The organism is Salisaeta longa DSM 21114, from assembly GCF_000419585.1.
Classification (GTDB): domain Bacteria; phylum Bacteroidota; class Rhodothermia; order Rhodothermales; family Salinibacteraceae; genus Salisaeta; species Salisaeta longa.
In genome coordinates this window covers 1,283,067-1,303,195 of the sequence record NZ_ATTH01000001.1, presented here as the reverse complement: position 1 = coordinate 1,303,195, position 20,129 = coordinate 1,283,067, and the positions used below count along the sequence as shown (strand labels likewise).

Annotated in this window: 13 protein-coding genes; 11 read left to right on the top strand and 2 right to left on the bottom strand. The window is 63.6% G+C overall.

The features are described from left to right. Positions 1–696: 696 nt before the first annotated feature. From SALLO_RS0105285 to hrpB, 11 genes are all read left to right on the top strand, one after another. Positions 697–1,692: an alpha/beta fold hydrolase gene (locus SALLO_RS0105285; protein WP_028566933.1), complete on the top strand. Its 996-nt coding sequence runs from the start codon at positions 697–699 to the stop codon at positions 1,690–1,692. A gap of 5 nt (positions 1,693–1,697) precedes the next feature. Continuing rightward, positions 1,698–2,882 (top strand): aminotransferase class V-fold PLP-dependent enzyme, encoded by a 1,185-nt coding sequence (locus tag SALLO_RS0105280; RefSeq protein WP_022835279.1) that lies wholly within the window; start codon positions 1,698–1,700, stop codon positions 2,880–2,882. After that, positions 2,879–4,144 carry an MFS transporter gene (locus SALLO_RS0105275; RefSeq protein WP_022835278.1) on the top strand — a complete coding sequence of 422 codons (1,266 nt, stop codon included), beginning with the start codon at positions 2,879–2,881 and terminating at the stop codon, positions 4,142–4,144. The genes SALLO_RS0105280 and SALLO_RS0105275 overlap by 4 nt, the downstream gene beginning before the upstream one ends. Positions 4,145–4,481: 337 nt before the next feature. Further along, on the top strand, positions 4,482–4,751 hold the full coding sequence (locus SALLO_RS0105270) for a cold-shock protein (protein WP_022835277.1): 270 nt from the start codon (positions 4,482–4,484) through the stop codon (positions 4,749–4,751). An 80-nt stretch (positions 4,752–4,831) separates the two neighbouring features. Next, entirely contained in the window at positions 4,832–5,266 is a 435-nt protein-coding gene (ybeY, locus tag SALLO_RS0105265) for an rRNA maturation RNase YbeY (protein ID WP_022835276.1), read from the top strand. Between the two features lie 142 nt (positions 5,267–5,408). Then, positions 5,409–7,175, top strand: coding sequence for a single-stranded-DNA-specific exonuclease RecJ (recJ, locus tag SALLO_RS0105260; RefSeq protein WP_022835275.1), 1,767 nt, complete (start codon positions 5,409–5,411; stop codon positions 7,173–7,175). Positions 7,176–7,346: 171 nt separating this feature from the next. Beyond that, a complete protein-coding gene (locus SALLO_RS0105255) occupies positions 7,347–10,487 on the top strand; it encodes a basic secretory protein-like protein (RefSeq protein ID WP_051141304.1) in 3,141 nt (1,046 codons plus the stop codon). Positions 10,488–10,570: 83 nt separating this feature from the next. Further along, on the top strand, positions 10,571–11,731 hold the full coding sequence (locus SALLO_RS15385) for a quinone-dependent dihydroorotate dehydrogenase (protein ID WP_022835273.1): 1,161 nt from the start codon (positions 10,571–10,573) through the stop codon (positions 11,729–11,731). A 153-nt stretch (positions 11,732–11,884) separates the two neighbouring features. Beyond that, entirely contained in the window at positions 11,885–12,310 is a 426-nt protein-coding gene (locus SALLO_RS0105245; protein WP_157621278.1) for a hypothetical protein, read from the top strand. Positions 12,311–12,523: 213 nt separating this feature from the next. Further along, positions 12,524–12,955, top strand: coding sequence for an Hsp20/alpha crystallin family protein (locus SALLO_RS0105240; protein WP_022835271.1), 432 nt, complete (start codon positions 12,524–12,526; stop codon positions 12,953–12,955). Between the two features lie 147 nt (positions 12,956–13,102). Next, entirely contained in the window at positions 13,103–15,598 is a 2,496-nt protein-coding gene (gene hrpB, locus SALLO_RS0105235) for an ATP-dependent helicase HrpB (RefSeq protein WP_022835270.1), read from the top strand. 75 nt (positions 15,599–15,673) lie between these two features. Here the strand turns inward: hrpB and SALLO_RS18890 are convergent, their stop codons facing one another. Continuing rightward, positions 15,674–15,895: a PIN domain-containing protein gene (locus tag SALLO_RS18890; protein ID WP_022835269.1), complete on the bottom strand. Its 222-nt coding sequence runs from the start codon at positions 15,893–15,895 to the stop codon at positions 15,674–15,676. 471 nt (positions 15,896–16,366) lie between these two features. Next, positions 16,367–20,107: a choice-of-anchor D domain-containing protein gene (locus SALLO_RS0105230; RefSeq protein WP_169577890.1), complete on the bottom strand. Its 3,741-nt coding sequence runs from the start codon at positions 20,105–20,107 to the stop codon at positions 16,367–16,369. Positions 20,108–20,129: the final 22 nt, after the last annotated feature.

Below are 20,129 nucleotides of genomic sequence, written 5' to 3'. Positions count from 1 at the left end.
CAAAATGACGACGACATGCCCCGGAAGCAGGAGCTGGCTTTGAAGCGCACGGGGCGGATTCACGATGACTCATGCAATGGTTCCGTCCGTACGTCTCGCTGATTGCACTGTGCGGCAGGTTTGACCGACGGCACGCCCAACGCACGAAAAAGCAGTACGCCCCTTGTCATCGCGAGGACTGAGGGGCCTTGGTCATGCCACTGGTCCGATCTCCATGTACGAAAGGATACGCACGGCTGTGGAGATTGCACCTACGGCATGACCTAAAGCCCCCCACGCTCCCGTTGGTCGCTCGCAATGACAAGAGGGGTACAATGCAGAAACGATACGTTGATGGTTCAGATGGTTGTTCGGATTCATTCGGGCATCTGCACGCTCAACGTCCGGAAAAGCAACTCCTTTCTTGTCATCGCGAGGAATGAACGCACGTGAATGACGTGGCGATCTCCATGTATGGGCAAGAGCGCCTCATTGCGGAGATTGCCGCGCACCATAGGCATGACCTTCGGCCTCCCCTCCGGGATGATCTAAATACCTCGCTTTCAGCATGCCCCCTTTCCAAAGGCCGCACTTTCAGTCAGGGCGGATTCACAATTGCTCATGCGATTGCCCTGCTGCGGGCAACGCCCGGTTGATCTCTTGCCACCATCAGCCGTACCCTATGTCCGCAACCTCTCTTACCCAATGCGCCTTGCCATGTCTGACGACCGATCCACGCTCCAGCAGATGTTAAACGCGGGCCTCGCCACGGCGGGGCTATACGCTGGGCTTTCCGTGGCGGAAGGCGTGCAGCAGCGTCGGTTGCCGCCGCCCACAGCGCTAGCCCCGGCGCTCGACATGGACGGGCATACGCTGGAGACCCCCTCGGGGCGCGCCCACGTGTACCACCGCCCCGGCACGGGCACACCGCTGGTCTTTCTCCACAGCTTCAACGCAGCCGCCTCATCGTACGAGATGCGTCCGCTGGTGCAGCACGTCGTGCGCACCACGCAGCGCCCCGTGTATGCGATGGACTGGGGGGGCTTCGGCCGGTCGCACCGCAACGACGTGGCCTACACCCCCGATCTGTACATCGACCAGTTGCACCGCCTGCTGGATGAGATGGTGGAGGCCCCGGCCGACCTCGTGGCGCTCTCGCTGGGGGGCGAGTACGCAGCGACCGTAACGCTAGAGGCCGCGGCCCAGGTGCGGCGCCTCGTCTTGATCAGCCCAACCGGCCTCTCGGAACAGCGCGGGCCGTCGGTGCCGGGGCGCCTCGCCATCAAAGCGGCGGCCTACACGAAGCTGTTTCCGCTCATCTTTTATCGCTTCGCCTCGGCGCCGCGCCTTCGGCGGTACTACGAGCAGCAGATCTTTTTGGACGAAGCAGCCGTGCCGGATGCGCTCCTACGTTACGCCGACGCCACCACGCACATCCGCGGCGCCCACCATGCCCCGCGGCGCTTCATCGACGGCTCGCTCTTTATCGACGACGTGCGCGACGCGGTGTACGCGCGGCTCTACCGTCCAACGCTGGTGTGCACGCCCGCCAACCCGGTGCCCACGGTGCAGCGCTTCGACCGGCTGCCCGCGGTGCTCGAAGCTGCCGGCCGCGACATGACACACCAGCCCCTGCCCGGCGGACTGCTTCCGCACTGGGAGGCGCCCGCGGCCTGCTTCGACGCCCTCGATGCTTTTCTCCTCACGACCTAACGCCTATGCCCATCGATGTAGCGCGCGCCCGGGCCGAGACGCCGGGGTGCACCAACGTCCTGCACCTCAACAATGCCGGCGCCGCCCTGCCGCCGCAAGGTGTCGTGGAGGCGCAGATTCAGCACTTGCGCCGTGAGGCCTCCACGGGCGGCTACGAGGCGGCCGCCGATGCCGAGGCGGCGCGCCATCGGACGTACGAGGCAATCGCGACGTTGCTGCATGCTTCGGCCGAAGAGATCGCGCTCGCCCCAAACGCAACCCGCGCGTGGGACATGGCCTTTTACGGGCTTCCGCTGACGGCCGGCGACCGCATCCTCACGCACCGCGCCACCTATGCCAGCAATGGGTTGGCGATGCTGCAGCGCGCCGAACAAACCGGCGCCACGGTCGAGGTCGTGCCCAGCACGCCGGAGGGGACGATCGACGTGGGGGCGCTTGAGCAGCGCATGGATAACGACGTGGCGCTCATTGCGCTCACCCATATGCCCACCAACGGCGGCCTGGTCAATCCGGCCGAGGCGGTTGGGGCCGTGGCGCGCGCCGCCGGGGTGCCGTATCTGCTGGACGCGTGTCAGTCGGCAGGGCAGCGGCCCCTCGATGTGGCGGCAATAGGCTGCACCATGTGCGCGGCCACCGGACGCAAGTTCTTGCGCGGGCCGCGCGGCACCGGATTTCTGTACGTGCGCCGCGACTGGATCGATCGCCTCACGCCGCCCTTCATCGACCTGCACGCGGCTACGTGGACCGGCCCTTCGTCGTACGAGTGGCGCCCCGATGCCAAACGCTTCGAAACGTGGGAGCGGTACGTGGCTGGCACCATCGGCCTGGGCGTGGCCGTGGACTACGCGTTGGATTGGGGCCTGGAGGCCATCTGGGATCGCATTCGAGACCTGGGGGCAGCCCTCCGGGCGCGCTTGCAAGACGTGCCGTCGGTCGTCGTTCGTGATGCGGGGCGCGAGCAGAGCGGCATCGTGACCTTTTCCTCGGACGCATGCGAGGCGGCGTCGATACAGCGCGCGCTGCGTGCCCAAGACATCAATGTATCGGTAAGCACGCCGTCGTCAACGTACCTCGACGCCGCGGCCCGCGATCTGCCCGACCTGGTGCGCGCATCGGTGCATTACTACAACACAACCGACGAACTCGATCGCTTTACGCACGCCCTTTCAACGATTCTCGCTTCGGTATGACGGCCAACCGACGCACAATTTCCGCCTGGGCGCTGTACGATTTTGGAAGCTCGGCTTTCACGACGTTGGTCGTGACGTTCGTGTACGCCACGTACTTTGCACAGGGCATTGCGCCTAACGAGACGGTAGGCACGGAGTGGTGGTCAAACGCGGTGACGGCCACGGCGATCATCGTGGCGGTGGTGTCGCCCTACGTGGGCGCATTGGCCGACCGGGGCCACGCCCGCAAAGCCTTTTTGGGCATTACCACGGTCGTGTGCGTGGGGGCCACGGCGCTTCTGGTGGTCCCGCAGGCGGGCGATGTGTGGTGGGCGCTGGGGCTTTTTGTGGTGGCTAACATCGCCTTCGAGCTGAGCTACGTTTTCTACAACGCCTTTCTGCCAGAAATAGCCCCTTCAGACCAAATGGGCCGCGTGTCGGGGCTGGGCTGGGGGCTGGGCTACATTGGCGGATTGGGCTGCCTGGTGGTGGCCCTTGTGGGCTTCGTCATGCCCGAAACGCCCTGGTTTGGGTTGTCGACGGCCAACAGCTTGAACGTGCGTGCCACCAACGGCCTCGTGGCCGGGTGGTACGCGCTCTTTGCGCTTCCCTTGTTCTGGCTGGTCCCTGAGCCGCGGGCCGCGTCGGCACCGGCGCCCGGACGGCTGTTTCAGTCCACAAACCGGCAGCTCCGGGCCACCTTTCGCGCGCTGCGGACCGAGCACCGGGGTGCTTTTCGGCTGCTCGTGGCGCGCCTCTTCTATAACGACGGGCTCATCACCATCTTTGCGTTTGGCGGATTGTATGCGGGCGTCACCTTCGGCTTTAGCACGCAAGACGTCATCTTCTTTGGCATTGCCCTCAACGTAGCCGCGGGCCTGGGGGCGCTGCTGTTTGGATACGTCGACGACTGGATCGGCGGCAAGGCCACCATCTTCATCAGCATCGGCGGGCTGGCGGTGGCTACGCTCATGGCCGCGCTCACCACGAGCGTAACGGTCTTTTGGGCCGCCGGCATCCTCATCGGCCTCATGGCCGGGCCCAACCAGTCGGCCAGCCGGTCGCTGCTGGGGCGGTTCGTGCCACCCTCCAAAGAAAATGAGTTCTACGGGCTCTTTGCGTTTTCGGGCAAGGCGGCATCCTTCCTCGGACCGCTGCTCTTTGGGCAGCTGACGGCCGCGTTTGGTACGCAGCGCGCCGGGGTGGCCGCGGTCCTGGTCTTTTTCCTCATCGGCGGTGTCCTGTTGGCAACGGTTCCTTCGCCTTCTTCTACAGATGCGTAGTGGGCGTAAGTCGCATCGCAACGTGTTGCGGTGTTGCCGCCGGGCGGTGTAAGGCGGGCCGCGAAGCGGACGCAAACGCGTTTTGGAATTTCCTTGACAGAGCGCCGGTCAGTCTGCTATGTTGATAGCATCATGTACCGTAGTGCTCCCAGTATGCGTGACACAGCGCCCGTGAAGGGAGCGGAGTGGCATGAGAACCCGGCGCCGTCGCTACGCGGCGACCGTCAACGCGCTGCTATTGGTTGGGTGTTCGCTCTCATCTGCGGGGTTGGCCATCGCGCCACCCCCCGACGTCCCGCGCGAGCAATCATTATCGGTACAGATACTTCTCTACGCCATGGAATACAGTACAGTAAAGTGGTTCGACGCCAAGAAAGGCTATGGTTTCATCCATCATCCCGATGACGGCGACGACGTGTTTGTACACTACTCGCAGATCGACTCGGACGATGATTTCAAGACCTTGCGCACCGGGCAAGCAGTCGAGTTTGAGTTGAACGACGGGCCGAAGGGGCTGCACGCCCTCAACGTCACCGCGTCCGAAGACGGGCCCACCGGTGACGGCGCGGCACTCGACGGCCGGGCGATGGACGAGCCGTCGCTGTAACGGCCGGCTCTGCTTTGGAACGCCAGCGTTGGGTCGGTCCGTACAGGGGATGCTTCGGTTTCCCAAACGCATGGCTTCCTATGTCCCACGAACCGCCCGTCACGCTCACCCTTGCCCACGATGAGCGCACGGCTGCCATCGACGCGTTGCGCGCGCTGGTGCGCCACGTGCTTGCCGAAGAAGGCGCCACGGCGCAGCACGTCTCGATCGTGCTCGCCGATCACGCCACCGTGCACGAGCTGAACGTCGCCTACCTCGACCACGACTACACGACCGATGTGCTCTCGTTTGCGCTCCACGACGATCCGGCGCAGGGCGTTGAGGGCGAGGTGTACGTAGACCTCGACACGGCGGCCGAGCGCTACGCGGAATTTGGGACCACTTACGCAGAGGAGGTGGCGCGGTACGTGGTGCATGGGGTGCTGCATCTGTTGGGATACGACGATGCCTCCGATGACGAGCGGGCGGCGATGCGTGCGCTGGAAGATCGCTACCTGCAGGCGCTTGCAACGTAGGGAACGTGCGCGTCCCGCGGTTGCGTGCCGCAACCGAAGTGCCTAAAGCATGGTGAATTCGGCCGCCTGGCGTCTCGTTTGTGGTGCCTGATGCCTATGATGGATTCGTGCCGTTCGTTTTGCAGACCTGCAGACTCTCTTCATGACGTATCGATGGATTCAGCGCCCGATTGACGACCCGGCCGACGTGGCGTCGCTGCAGCAGGCCCTCAACGATTTGCCGGAGGCGCTTGCCCGGACGCTTGTGGCCCGCGGCATCACAACGTTCGACGCGGCGCGCGACTTCTTCCGGGCCGACCGTAGCGACCTGCATGATCCCTTTATGATGGCGGATATGCGGCGGGCCGCCGAGCGCCTTGCCGATGCCATCACACAGGGCGCAACGGTGATGGTCTACGGCGACTACGACGTAGACGGCACGACCGCCACCACCGTGATGACGCACTTTTTGCGCACGCACGGCGCCGATGTGTCGTATTTCATCCCGGATCGGTACCGCGACGGGTATGGCCTGTGCCGCCGCGGGATGGATGTGGCCGCCGCGCGCGGCGCAGAGCTGGTGGTGGCGCTCGATTGCGGCATTACGGCCCACGACGAAGCGGCCTACGCCCGCGAGCTGGGGCTCGACCTCATCATTTGCGACCACCACACGCCGAAAGACACCCTGCCCCCAGCGACGGCCGTGCTCGATCCCAAGCGGCCCGATTGCGACTATCCGTTTGCCGAACTGTGCGGCTGCGGCGTGGGCGTAAAGCTCGTCCAGGCCACGCTGGATGTCCTGGGGCGCGCCCCCGACGCGGCGTTTCAGTACCTCGATCTGCTGGCCGTGGCCACGGCGAGTGACATCGTACCGCTGCGCGACGAAAACCGGGTGCTCATGGCCGAGGGGCTCGATGCCCTCCAGCGTTCCCAGCGCATCGGGCTTAACGCGCTGGCCGACGCCGCCGACCTCAGCCTGTCCTCCGTCACGTCTACCGGGCGCATCGTGTTTACCATTGGCCCGCGCATCAACGCGGCCGGGCGGATGGAAGATGCCGAGCAGGCTGTGGCGCTCCTTCTGGCCGATGACCCCGACGCGGCGGCCTCCAGGGCGCAGCACATCGAGCAGCTCAACACGAAGCGCCGCGACATCAACGACGAGATTCTGCGCGAGGCGGTGGCACAGGCCGAGCGGCGCATCACCGCTGCCACGCCGCACGCGCTGGTGCTGTACGACCCCGACTGGCACCTGGGCATCATTGGCATTGTGGCCAGCAGCATCGTCGAGCGCTACCACAAGCCCACCATCATGCTCACGCGCAACGGCGACACGGTGAAGGGATCGGCGCGCTCCATTCGCGGCATCAACATCTACGACGCCCTCTCGGAGTGCGAGGATACGCTCATCCAGTTTGGCGGGCACGACTACGCGGCCGGAATGTCGCTGGAGCCTACGCAGATTGAGGCCTTCCGCGAGCAGTTTAACGCGGCCGTGGGCCGCCGGATCACGCCCGAGCTGCTGACGCCGTCGCTGCGCGTGGATGCGGCCCTCGATCTTGAAGCCATTGGCCGGGTGCAGGACCGCTTCTGGTCGGTGCTGAAGCAGTTTGGGCCGTTCGGGCCGTCCAATCCAACGCCCGTCTTTCAGGCGCGCTCGGTGGCTCTTGCGCGGCCCCCGCGTACGGTGGGCTCCGACGACAAGCACCTGAAGCTCAGCGTGCGCCCCGCCGAGGCCCGCGCTCCCACCTACGACGTCATTGGGTTCGGCATGGGCGCCAAGCAGCGTGCCCTTCAGCAGTGCTGGGATGATGGAACCCCGATCGAGCTGTTGTTCTCGGTGGAGGAAAACACCTGGAACGGCCGCACCAGCCTGCAGCTAAAAGCGCGCGACGTGCGTCCGCTCGCACAGGGTGAGCCGGCCGAGTCGTAGCAACGTGGCGCGGCACAGGCCATCGGCCCCCCGGCCGCCCGCGGTATACGAAAACTGCAGCGGCTGCGTTGTAACAGGTGCCGCCGCATGTGCACTGATCCACAGAACTTTATGAGTTGGGTCGATGTATGTACGGTGTAGATTTTGTTAACCCACCGAGCGAGTGTATCCATGGGCCACTCATCGTTGTCTCGCGCGTTGTGCTTTGTCGTTCTGCTCCTTCTTGGCGCGAGCCCCGCGGCTGCGCAGTATTTTGGGCGGAATAAGGTGCAGTATGATGACTTTAACTTCAAGACGCTGCGCACCGACCACTTCGAGATTTACTTCTACCCGGAAGAAGAGCAGGCCGTGCAGGATGCAGCGCGCATGGCCGAGCGCTGGTATCAGCGGCACTCCGGCACCTTCCTTCGAAGCTTCGACCGGCGCAAGCCCCTGATCTTTTACGCGAACGACGCGGACTTTCAGCAGACCAATGTCATCTCCGGGATGATTGGTCAGGGCACCGGCGGCGTGACCGAGTCGCTGAAGGAACGCGTGATCATGCCCATGACGGGCAGCTATGCCGAAACAAACCACGTGTTGGGCCACGAGCTGGTGCACTCGTTTCAGTACGACATTGCCCTGCGAGGCGACGTGCAGGGCTTCCAGATTCAGCGGCTGCCGCTGTGGCTGGTTGAGGGCATGGCCGAGTACCTCTCGGTGGGGCGCGACGACCCGCATACGGCGATGTGGCTGCGCGATGCGGCCCTGCGCGACGATCTGCCCACCGTCGAGCAGATGACAAAAGAGATGTACAAGTATTTTCCGTATCGTTACGGGCAGGCCTACATGGCCTACATCGGCGGGAAGTATGGCGATGCGGCAGTGACCAATCTGTACAAGCTCGCGGGGCGCGTGGGCGTCGATTCGGCCTTTGTGTACGCGCTGGGCGTTACGACGGACTCCCTTTCGAGCGAGTGGAAGGCGGCGGTGCGTGATGCCTATTTGCCGATCGCCAAAACGCGGACGCCGGCCGATTCTGTAGGCACCACGGTGGTGGGCACGCCGGGAGCAGACAATCAGATTCACGTGTCGCCTGTGGTGAGCCCGGACGGCCGCTATGTGGCCTACATCGGGCGCGATGACCTCTTTACAACCAACCTGCTCGTTGCCGATGCACAAACCGGTCGTGTCATCCAGACGCTGGACGGGGCGAAGCGCAACCCGCACTTTGATGCGCTTCGGTTTATCGGATCGGCGGGCACGTGGTCGCCCGATGGCCGCTCGTTTGCGTTCGTCACCTTCGTTGAGGGCGATAATGAGATTAACCTGCTCGATGTAGAGTCGGGCAACATCCGGCAACGAATTTCGGTGAAGGGCGTGGGGGCCATCCAGAGCTTGGCGTGGTCGCCCGACGGTCAAAAACTCGCCTTCACGGGGCTCGACGGCGGCATTAGCAACTTGTACGTACTCGACCTCAACACGCGGGCCGTGCGGCAGCTCACCAATGATCGGTACGCCGACCTGCAGCCGGCCTGGGCGCCCGACGGTGAGACGATAGCCTTTACGACCGACCGCGGCGAAAACGGGAGCAACTTCTCGACGCTCAACTTTGGCCCCATGCGCATCGGGCTGATTGACCTCTCGTCGCGCGACATTCGGACGGTGCGGCCCTTTACGGTTGGGATGCAGCACAACCCACAGTTTGCGCCGGATGGCCAGAGCATCTACTTCCTGGCCAACCCCGACGGTTTTAAAGACATCTACCGGCACGACCTGTCCACCAACCAGACGTACCGCGTCACGCACATTCAAACCGGCATCAGCGGCATCACGGAGATGTCGCCGGCCCTTTCGGTGGCTGCGCAGAGCGGCCGCGTGATGTTCTCGGTCTTTTCCAACAGCAGCTACACCATTGCAACGCTTACGCCCGAAAATGCACAGGGTACGCTGGTGGCGCCGACCGAAAAGACGGCGGCTGCGGCGCCTGCCGACACGAGCAACCTGCAGGCGATGCGCCTGCTGCCTCCGGCCGGGGGCGACGACAACAGCCTGGTAACTGCCTACCTGAGCGATCCGCTGACGGGCCTGCCGGAGCAGACGTCGTACGAAGTATCCGGATACGACAACACGCTGCGCCTGGACGGCGTGGCGCCGCCCTCCATTGGCGGAACCACGGGCGGGGTGTACGGCCCGCAGTTCGTTGGCGGGGTGGCGTTTTCGTTCAGTGATATGCTGGGCAACCAAACCCTCGATGTCTTCCTGCAAGCCAACGGCACGTTCAAAGACATCGGTGGCGGCGGCTTCTACACCAATCAGGGCGACCGCCTGAATTACGGGGTGGGCGCTTTCCACATTCCCTACCGCTACGGTAATTTCCAGTATGTGGACCAGAATGGCGATGGACTGGCCGATGCGGTGGCGACCATCTTTCAGCGCACGTTCCGTTCGTCGGTGCTTACCACGGCAAGCTATCCGCTCTCGCAGACCCGGCGGTTTGAGCTGAGCGCGGGCATGGAGCGCTTTGGCTTTGATGTGGAGGTGCAGCTGTTTGATGGCTTCCAGACGTACGAGGTAAACCCGGGCGACGTGGGGCTTGGCAACTTGCCCGATCCCATCTATCTGGGACGGGTGGGCGCGGCCTTCGTGGGCGACTTCTCCAACGCGGGCTTCGTATCGCCGCTTCAGGGCGGGCGCTATCGCTTCCAGGTGACGCCCTTCTTTGGATCGCGGTCGTACGTGTCAACCCTCGCCGACTACCGGCGCTACTTCTTCTGGGAGCCGGTCACCTTTGCTGTGCGCGGCCTCCACGTTGGCAACTACGGCGTCTCGGAGTCTAATCTGCAAGACAGCTTCGAAGATGTTTTTGTGCGCGAGACGCTGGGCGATCCATACCAGCTGGCCTTTGTGCGCGGCTACAGCTTTAGCTCCATCTTTCAGGATCCACGATGCTTTCAGGGCGGCCAGTGCGCTACCGATCTGCTGATTGGCTCCCGCATTGGACTCGCAAGCGCCGAGATACGGGTGCCGTTCTTTGGAACGGATGCGTTGGGGCTCTTCAACTTTCCCTACCTCCCAACGGAGCTGGTGGCGTTTACGGATGTGGGGGTCGCCTGGACCAGCGAAAACCTGGAAGACTTTACGTTCACGCGCACTCGGTTTGACCCGCAAACCGGCGCCCTCGTCGATCGGCCGGCGCAGCCTGTGGTCAGTACAGGCATATCGGCCCGATTTAATGTGTTGGGCGCTGTTATCCTCGAAACGTTCTACGCACGTACGTTCCAGCGCGCGAAGGATTGGGACTTTGGCCTGATCTTGCGTCCGGGCTGGTAGGTCTTGCGCATGGGCGGAACTGCGTAGCGGACGTCCGGCTTCTTTAATGCCGGATGCCGTCCCTTTGCCAATTGCCGTGTGCCATGTATCGCCTCTTGCGCCCGCTGCTTTTTCGTCTCGATGCCGAATCGGCCCACGCGGCCACGCTGCGATGGGCGGGACGGCTGCAGCAGATGGGACTGGGGCCGGTGGCTTCGTGGTATGGGTTTGAGGATCAGCGCTTGCAGCAAACCCTGTGGGGGCTGCGGTTTCCGAATCCTGTGGGATTGGCTGCGGGGGCCGATAAGAACATCCGGCATGTGCCGTTCTGGACGGCCATTGGATGTGGGTTTGTGGAGGGCGGTTCGGTGAGCGCACAGCCCGCTTCGGGCAACCCGCAGCCGCGGGCGTTTCGGTTGCCGGATGACGACGCCATCATCAATCGGATGGGCCTGAACAACGACGGCGCCGAGGCGGTGGCCGCGCATGTGCGCACCGAGCGCGAGCGCTTCACACGGCCACTGGGCATCAACCTGGCCAAAACGCACAGCCCTGACATCATGGGGACGGCGGCGCTGGAAGATTTCCGGAGCAGCTTTCGGATGCTGGCGCCGCTGGCCGGCTACATCGCGCTGAACGTTTCGTGCCCTAACACCCGCGAAGGCAAAACGTTTGAAGCCCCCGACGCCCTCGATGCCCTGCTGGGCATGATCATGGAGGAGCGGAAGACGCCCGAGCGCCGCGTGCCGGTCCTGATAAAGCTGAGTCCGCCGCTTACCCCGCGGGTCGTGTTTGACACGGCGCTGGAAGAGCTCATTGCCGTGGCCGAGTCGCACGACGTGGACGGATACATTGCCACGAACACGGCGGCCGACCGTGCGGGCCTTACCACCGATGCAGCGACGCTCGCGGCCATTGGGCCGGGCGGGTTGAGCGGGCCGCCGCTGGCTGCGCGGTCGAACCAGTTGATCCGCTATCTGTACCGCGCGACCGGCGGCGCAACGCCCATCATTGGCGTGGGCGGCGTCGACTCGGCAGCGGCAGCCTACGACAAAATCGCGGCCGGCGCGTCGCTGGTGCAGTGCTACACCGGCCTCGTATACCAGGGGCCGGGGCTCATCAAATCCATTAAAGAAGGCCTTGTGGAGCACCTTAAGCGCGATGGCTTCGCCTCTATCCAAGACGCCGTGGGGCACGCGGTACACGCCGCGGAAGCGCGCGGCGATGCGTGGCGCCAACCACAGACCGCCCGTGCGGCCTCATAGCGCGGGGTGCCATTGACTGCAGGGTGCGTGAGGAAACGGCCTGATGATGCCCCGTCCGCTGCCTCGTGGCAACGCTAGAAAATGATGGGAACACGTTAGGTAAATTAATTTTACTAAGCAAAAAATTATGGTGTCGTAATAGCACGGGTGCCTATGCGTACGGTTAGCGGGCAACGACTGGTGCGGTGGCTTATGCTTGGGTTTGTCGTTGGCAGCATCGGATTCCTCAGCGCCGGGTGCGACAGCCAGTCGGTGCTGTGCACCGCTGAGTTTGTGACGTACACCGTGCGGGTGGTGACGCCTGCCGGGCAGCCGGCCGACTCGGTGCAGATCGAGGTGCGCAATGCCTCCACCGGCGCCCGCTATGACGTGTGCGGGGGACTGTCCCCGTGCCATAATCCGGAGGACGGGCAGTACACCATTTTCCACGACGGCGTGGACGTGGGACCCTTTCCCACCGAAGTGGTGGTAACGGGCCGGAAAGGCGATCTCGGCTTCCGGGCCACCTATGTCTTCCGGCAGGGGCAATGCCACGTCCGTAAGTTGGCAGGCCCCGCGCAGGTGACGCTCAGCAGATGACGCCGGATTCCATATCTGTGTCTGATAGCGTGTAAGCATCCCCTAGGAGCTGTCAGGACGTCAATGGCGGGGTGACAAACCGGCGCACGCGCTGTCATTTCGTTCCGGTGCGGCGCGTTGCAGGGCCCTGGTACAGGGTTTGCTCATTCCATAAACGAAATTGATCGTGTCGAATGACGCTTCCTTGACAACAAGATCACGGAGGGATCAGATATGACTCGGTTGACGACGTACAATCCGAACCGCACGGTAAGCGAGCTGCAGCGCGAGGTGGATTCGCTGTTCGATCGCTTCTTTGGCAATGCGTCGGACGATAACACCACCTGGATGCCCAGCACCGACCTGGTCGAGTACCCCGATCGGTTTGAGCTGCAACTGGATGTGCCGGGCATTCCGAAAGAAGACCTGAACATCAGCGTGCAGAACCGTACGCTGACCATCAGCGGGCTGCGGTCGCGCGAGCAGTCGAGCGAAGACGAAGAGCTTGTACGCGTGGAGCGCCACGTGGGCCGCTTCCGCCGGTCGTTCACGCTGCCGGAAACGGTGAACCCCGATGCAATTGAAGCGAACTGCGAGAATGGCGTCTTGACGCTTGCGCTGCCGAAGACCGAAGAAAGCGCGCCGAAGATGATTGACGTACAATAGCCCGCGCACTGCACCGTCCGGCCGTTGCCGGATCCATCATGCGAGGCCCGCTGTGCACGGCACGGCGGGCTTTTGCATGCGGGACCATCGCGGGCTGCGTTCGTTTGTACATCGCCGTCGTTTTCCTGCAGTCACACCCTTGCGCGTATGGCGTTGCCCATCCACGACGTTCTGCCCGACCTGCAAGCTGCCCTCCGTCGCCGCTCGGTGGCGGTGCTGGAAGCGCCAACGGGGGCCGGCAAAACGACCCGTGTGCCCCTGGCGCTGCACGACGAGCCGTGGCTTGCGGGGCAGCGCCTCATCATGCTAGAGCCCCGGCGCCTGGCCGCGCGCTCCGCGGCGCGCTTCATGGCCCAAACGCTGGGCGAGTCGGTGGGCGACACCGTGGGCTACCGCGTGCGGATGGATACGAAGGTAGGGCCCAACACGCGCATCGAGGTCGTTACGGAAGGCATCCTGGCGCGCATGCTGCAAGACGATCCGGAGCTCGCGGGCGTCGGGGCGGTAGTGTTCGATGAGTTTCATGAGCGCAACCTGCAGGCCGATCTGGGCTTGGCGCTGGCGTTGGAGACGCAAGAGGTCCTGCGGCCCGACCTCCGCCTGCTCGTCATGTCGGCCACCCTGGATACGGGGCCCATCGCCTCCTTTCTGGGCGATGCGCCGCTTATCCGCAGCGAAGGACGAAGTTTTCCGGTGGAGGTGGCCTACCGCCCCTCGCGCCACGCCCGCACCGAGGATGCCGTGGCGCACGCCGTGCGCACGGTGCTGCCCAACAGCTCCGGCGACGTGCTGGTGTTTCTACCGGGCGCGGGCGAAATCCGTCGTACGGCCGAGCGGCTGGAGGGGCTGCCCGCCCACATCACCGTGCATCCGCTGTTCGGCAACCTGTCGCCCGCCAAACAGGACGCGGCCATCGCGCCAAGCGCCGAAGGCGAGCGGAAGATCGTGCTGGCGACGGACATCGCGGAAACGAGTTTGACCATTGAGGGCGTGCGGGTGGTGGTGGACAGCGGCCTGCGCCGCACGCCACGGTTCGACACGGGATCGGGCATGACGCGCCTGGAAACCGTGCCCATCTCGCAGGCCGCCGCCGAACAGCGTCGCGGCCGCGCGGGCCGCGTGGCGCCGGGGCGGTGCATCCGGCTGTGGGCTCAGGCCAACCACCGCCGCCGCGCCGCGCATACGCCGCCCGAGATGGCCAATGCCGATTTGGCGTCGCTGGTGCTGCAAACGGCCGCCTGGGGCGCATCCGATCCTAGCGACCTGCGGTGGCTCGACCCGCCGCCGTCCGCTGCCGTGACGCAGGCCCAAACGCTGCTGCGCCGCCTGGGCGCCCTGAACGAAGATGGCGCCATCACCGATCACGGACGGGCCATGGTGCAGCTCGGCCTCCATCCGCGCCTCGCCCACCTGCTCCTGCAGGCCGAAACGTTGGGGCACGGTGCCATTGCGTGCGACCTGGTGGCGGTGCTGAGCGAACGCGACATCTTTTCCGGCCAGGGCGAAGCTCCTCCGGCCGACCTCCGGCTGCGCCTTGAAACCCTGCAGCGGCTACGCAATGGCGATCGTCCGGCGCCCGGCTACGCCCGCTACCGCGTGAAGCGGAGCACGGCCCGGCGTGTGCTGAAGATGGCCGCCCACTGGCGCCGCAAGCGAAACGTAGCGCGGCGGGCGACGGGCGACATCGAAGCGGCCGGACTGCTTACGGCGTTTGCGTATCCCGACCGCATTGCGCAGCATCGCACCGGCGAGCGCTTTCAGCTGCGCAGTGGGCGCGCGGCGGCGCTCACCCGCCCGCAACTCCTCTCTGATGCCGAATACCTTGTCGTGCCGCACATCGACGGCAGCCGGCGGCAGGCCCGCATCTTTCTCGCTGCGCCGCTCGATGCCGACGCGCTAACCGACTACTTTGGCCACCAGATCACGTCCGAGGCCCGCATAACGTGGGACGGCGACGCGGGCCGCGTGCGGGCCCGTGCCCAAGACACCCTGGGCGCGCTCGTGGTGAAGGACGGTCCCCTCCCTGCGCCCGACGCCACCGCGATGGCCGAGGCCCTGGCCGCAGGTGTTCGCGAAGCCGGGCTTGACGTGCTCCCGTGGTCGAAAAAGGCCCGGCAGCTTCAGGCGCGCATGCAGTTCATGCACCACCACGACGACGCGTGGCCCGCGGCCTCCGATCGTGCATTGCTCGATGCCCTTGAGGACTGGCTGCTGCCGCATCTCTACGGCCACCGCAGCCTTCGCGATCTGCAGCAGCTCTCCCCCACCAACCTGCTGAAAGAGCGTCTGTCGTGGGAGCGGCGCGAACGCCTGGACGAGCTCGCCCCCACGCACTGGACGGTGCCTAGCGGCTCGCGGCGACCCATCGACTACAGCACCCCCGAGGCGCCCGTGCTGGCCGCGCGCGTGCAGGAGTTCTTCGGGCTTACCGAGACGCCACGCATCCTCGCGGGCCGCGTGCCGCTGACGCTACACCTCCTCTCGCCGGCACAGCGCCCGGTCCAGATCACACAAGACCTGGCGCATTTTTGGGACGAAACGTACTTCGACGTGCGCAAGGACATGCGCGGGCGCTACCCCAAACACTATTGGCCCGAAGATCCCCTCACCGCTACGCCCACCAACCGCGTGCGCCCGCAGTAAGGCACACGTGGTTGGTACGCATCAACGCTCACACAGAATGGCATGGGAGATTCGGCTTCGAAAGCCGATGGAAAACTATCGAATGATATGCACAAGCTCGGTGGGGATGAAGCTCCGAGCCACGTTGGCGTTTGCTGTTCTTCGTCCTACGTAAAAGGCGTTCGTTAGTATGGTTGGAATTACCAAGCCATGGATCTGACGAGCTCGGGCTGCATCGAGAAGCATCATTCCTTCCACTGCGTGCGCCCGGTCTAACAAAACGTCCAATAGCACGTTCGTGTCAAAGGGCACGGTCATGAGATGCTGCCGCTACGGGGTGTGTTTGTCCTCGATGGCATCCGTGAGGATCTCTCGTTCCCAAGCCACATCGTCAGGATACGTTGACTCACGTGCAAAGGCACCGCGCCACCGTTGCGCCCATTTCGATGGATGGTAGGAAGGCATCCGCTGCTCGACAGAAGCTCGTGCCTCGCTCTGCAGCGATGGCTTTGACACGCTCCATCGGGCGTTCTTCAACAGAGAGGGTCAGTTTTTACGGCTCATACCGGGGCGCACCTCTTTTCTTTTGCCGTGCTGGTATGGCCGACCGTTGCGGTCTGCTTCGGTTCCAACGTATCATGTGGTCGTTCCAACGCTCGGTCTTTGTGTAGTCGTCTAGCAGCCCGAAGAACAGCCAGGGTTCATTTATCCTTGGGATTTGTATGGCTAGGTTGTCGTACAAACGTGTCCACCAGGGACTTTCACGCAGCGTCTTGTTCAGAAGCGCAGCTATTGCACCACGGTGATCTTTTGGGTTTGGGTGCGGCCGCCCGCTTGCAGCCGCAGGAAGTAGAGCCCGCTGGCGAGACCGCCTACGCGTAGTTGTAGCTCGTGGCGTCCGGCCGTGGCTGCGGTCCGCACGGTGCGCACCTGTCGCCCCAGCACATCGTAGAGCACGAGGCGCACGGCTGCATCGTCCGCGCCCTTGGGCACGGCAAACCGCACCGTGGCGTGCGTGCGGGCCGGGTTGGGAAAGGTGCCCAAGAGCCGCAGTTGCTGCACCGCCCCGCGCCGGACCGTTACCTCTTTGGAGAACGAGACGCTGCCGTCGGTGTCGACCTGCTTCAGGCGATATGTGAGCGAATCGGCCGCGTAGGGCACGGTGGCATCCGCAAAGCGGTACGACTGCGCATCGGTCGTCGTACCGGCACCCGCCACAAAGCCCACCTCCTGCCAGGCGGAAGAGGCGTTGGGAGGGGACGAGACGTCGTCCCGCCGGGACGTCTGTACGGCGCGCTGGATCGCAAAGCCCGCGTTGTTGGTTTCGGAAGTTGTTTCCCACTGCAAGAGTACCGCCTCGTTGCGGGCCTGCACCTCGAAGCTCACTAGCTCCACCGGTAGCGCTGTGGACCCGTTCGAGAGCAGCAGTCCTGCGAAGGTGTTCTGACTGCTCCCGTTGACCGTCGCAATCTCTCCCCCCGATAGCGACAGGTCGCTCGGCTGGCTCAATTCAAACTGCACGTCTCCCGTAGCGCCGCTTTGCACATCAATCGCTAGGATTGCGTAGCGGGCCGATCCTGGAATGGTTTGGCTGAATCCGCCAAACGAAAATGCACTTTCGGCGCTCGTCTCGTCAACGTCGAAGGTTGCGAGGACCGCGTCGCTGCCCGGCTCTAATGTTTGGTTGTCGGACCAGTAGAGGCGCGCGGCGGTGATCCCGGCTACGCCCGGCGCTGTATTGGTAACCGTCACTCCGTCGAACGAAGCCCCGTTCTGCCCAGCCGACAGTGCAAAAACTCCCACCGGATTGTCGGTGGTGCCGGGCGTGACGCTGCCCGAAAAGTCGAGCCCTGAAGCCGAGCCGTCGGTAAGCGTGAGGTCCGGCACGGCGGTAACGGTGAGTACGAAGGAGGTGCTGCGTGTATTGTTGGACGCCGCGCCGTCGTCAACCGTCACCGTGATGGTCGCCGTGCCGCTTGCGTTGGCCGCTGGGGTGACCGCAACGGTGCGATCGGTCGCTGAGCCCCCAAGTGTGATGTTGGCGTCAGGCACGAGTGCCTGGTTGTCTGACGTAGCCGTGACGGTGAGGTTGGAGGCTGCCGTCTCGGTGTCGTCCACCGTAAAGCTTACGGGGTCGAGCGGGGCATCTTCTTCGATCGTCTGATCGGGGATGTCCGAAATCGTAGGCGCGTCGTTTTGGGTTGTGATGCCAATGGAGAAAGTGATGCCCGTGGGCCCGGCGCCGCTGTCGTCCGTCAGGTCGAAGGTGAAGCTGTCGGTGGTGGTCCCCGAACCGTCGTGGGCGTAGAGCAGGTTGCCGCTGTCGATGATCGCCTGGGTGAACGAGCCGGTTCCAATGCCCGACTCGCCGTCGAGCGTTCCATCATCGGTGCCGCCGGTGCTGCCGTCGATGAAGAGCGTGCCGTTGGACACCGCGCTGGTAACGTTAAATGTAAGGGTCGATGCCCCGTCGCCCGCGTCCTCGTCGGTGGCGTTGAGGGCACCGGTTCCAATTGTGGCCGTTGCGCCTTCATCCAGCAAGAGCCCAGTATTCGTAGCTACTACTGGAGGCTCGTTCACGTCGTTGATCGAGAGCGTAAACGTCTCGCTGTCGTCCGGCGTCGTGCCCACGCTCGTGTCGTCGACGTTGACCGTCACGGTGTAGCTGCTCTTCGTCTCAAAGTCGGCCACGTCTGCAAACTCCAGGTCGGTGCCGTCGATCTGGAAGGCACTGGCATCCGTGCCGCTGAGGGAGAGATCGTTGGTGCCGCCATCCGGATCGTTCACCGTAACCGAGGTCAGAACGGTCGGTGGGCTGTTGTTCTCGTCGACCGACCCGCTCGGGGCCCCGAGCGCCACGGTGGGCGCGTCGTTAACACGGGTAACGGTCACGGTCGTCGGCCCGCTGACATCGACAAAGCCGCTTTCTTGGTCGTCGACCTGAACGGTCAGATCCGTGTTAAAGGTGCCGCTGCTGCCCGTGTTGTCGGTGGGGCTAAAGCGCAGATTGTCGAGGGCTGTGTCGATGGTACTGGGGTCGAACGAGCCGCTCACGCTGAAGACACCGCCCCCCTCATTCGTGACGCTCGTCCCATTGACGCCGCTGATGACACCGGCTGACGCATTAGCAACGGTCACGCGCAGCGTGAGGTCGGTTTCGCCAGCGTCCGGGTCACTTACGTCAATGCCGTCAAAGAGGGCTGTAGGGCCTGCATTGTCATTGAGGCTGGTTGGACTGATGCTGCCGCTTGCTGTAGGAGCCGTGTTGGGATCGTTGCCCGTTCCGGTGACCTCGAAGGTGTAGGGGTCCTCGTCGGGGTCATTGTTCGGAATCGTCACTGTAGCGGTGCGTGTGCCGGCAGCCTGCGGATCGAAGGTAACGGCAAACGACGTTTGTCCACCTGGGGAAACAGGAGAACTTGGCGAAGCAGAAACTGAGAAATCCCCTGCATTCGTGCCAGAGAGTTGTATCTCTGGGAGGCCGTTAAGCGAGAGGTTGGCGTCTCCGGTATTTGTGATGCGGAAGAAGCGCTCTGATGTAGATCCGAGATTTACCGTCCCGAAGTCGAACGTCCCTGAGCCATCGGGGAGCGGGTTGCTGCCATCGTCTGTGATAGCAATGTCTGGCACGAGACCCTCACCTTCGACAGCAAAGCTGTAGGTTCCCTCCGCGTCCGGGTCATCGGAGGTAATCGTAATGGTGGCTGAGCGTGTGCCGCCCGCCGAGGGCGCAAACGTCACGTCGAACGTGCCTGAGCTGCCGGCCGCGATGCTACCTGGTATGCCCGACACCGTAAACTCGCTGGTGTTCGAGGACGTGATATTGCTTACATTAAGCGTGCCGGTCCCCGTATTTCGGATCGTGTATGTCGTGACGCTGTTGCCCGCTACAGCCACTCCCCCAAAGTCTGTGCTTTCGCCCGGTGAAGGAGACGTATCGCCATTGGGGATACTTGTCCCATCGCTGTCCTCTACAGCAATATCGGGCTGCGGGGAGACGGCCGGGCCCACCGTAACGTTGTCAAACATCAAAAACTCATTGTCAAGGCTTGACCCTCCGGTGATGCTGTTTGCTTTGACAGTGATCTTGTCGACGTTTCCGAAGCCGGGATCCCTCGATGACAAGCCGATTTCCGTATTCGTGCCTCCGACGATGTTTGTGTTGTCCGTAAACTGTGCGACTTGGGTCCCATTGCGGTACCCCGTGATCGTCACGCTTGCGCCCGTTATTACAGGGTCTCCATCAATAGAAACGCCGTCGACGAATCCCAAATCGATTGACTGGGCGTTAATTTCCCCGCCACTGTCAGTTGTGATGTCGAGTTGGCCGCTGGATTGATAGTTCAGGTCGCCTGTACGTGCAGTGCGGTACTCAAAATCGGGAATCGAGGTGTTGACATCCTCAAAGGAGAGCGTGAAACTCCCCTCAGTAATCGTGACTGGGGCCGTGATGATTTGCCCATTGGTCCATCCCTGATTGTCGAAGCTAAAGGTGGATTGCCCTGTTGCGGGGGATACAGTACCGAGCAAGAGGATGGTCGTGAGTAATCCT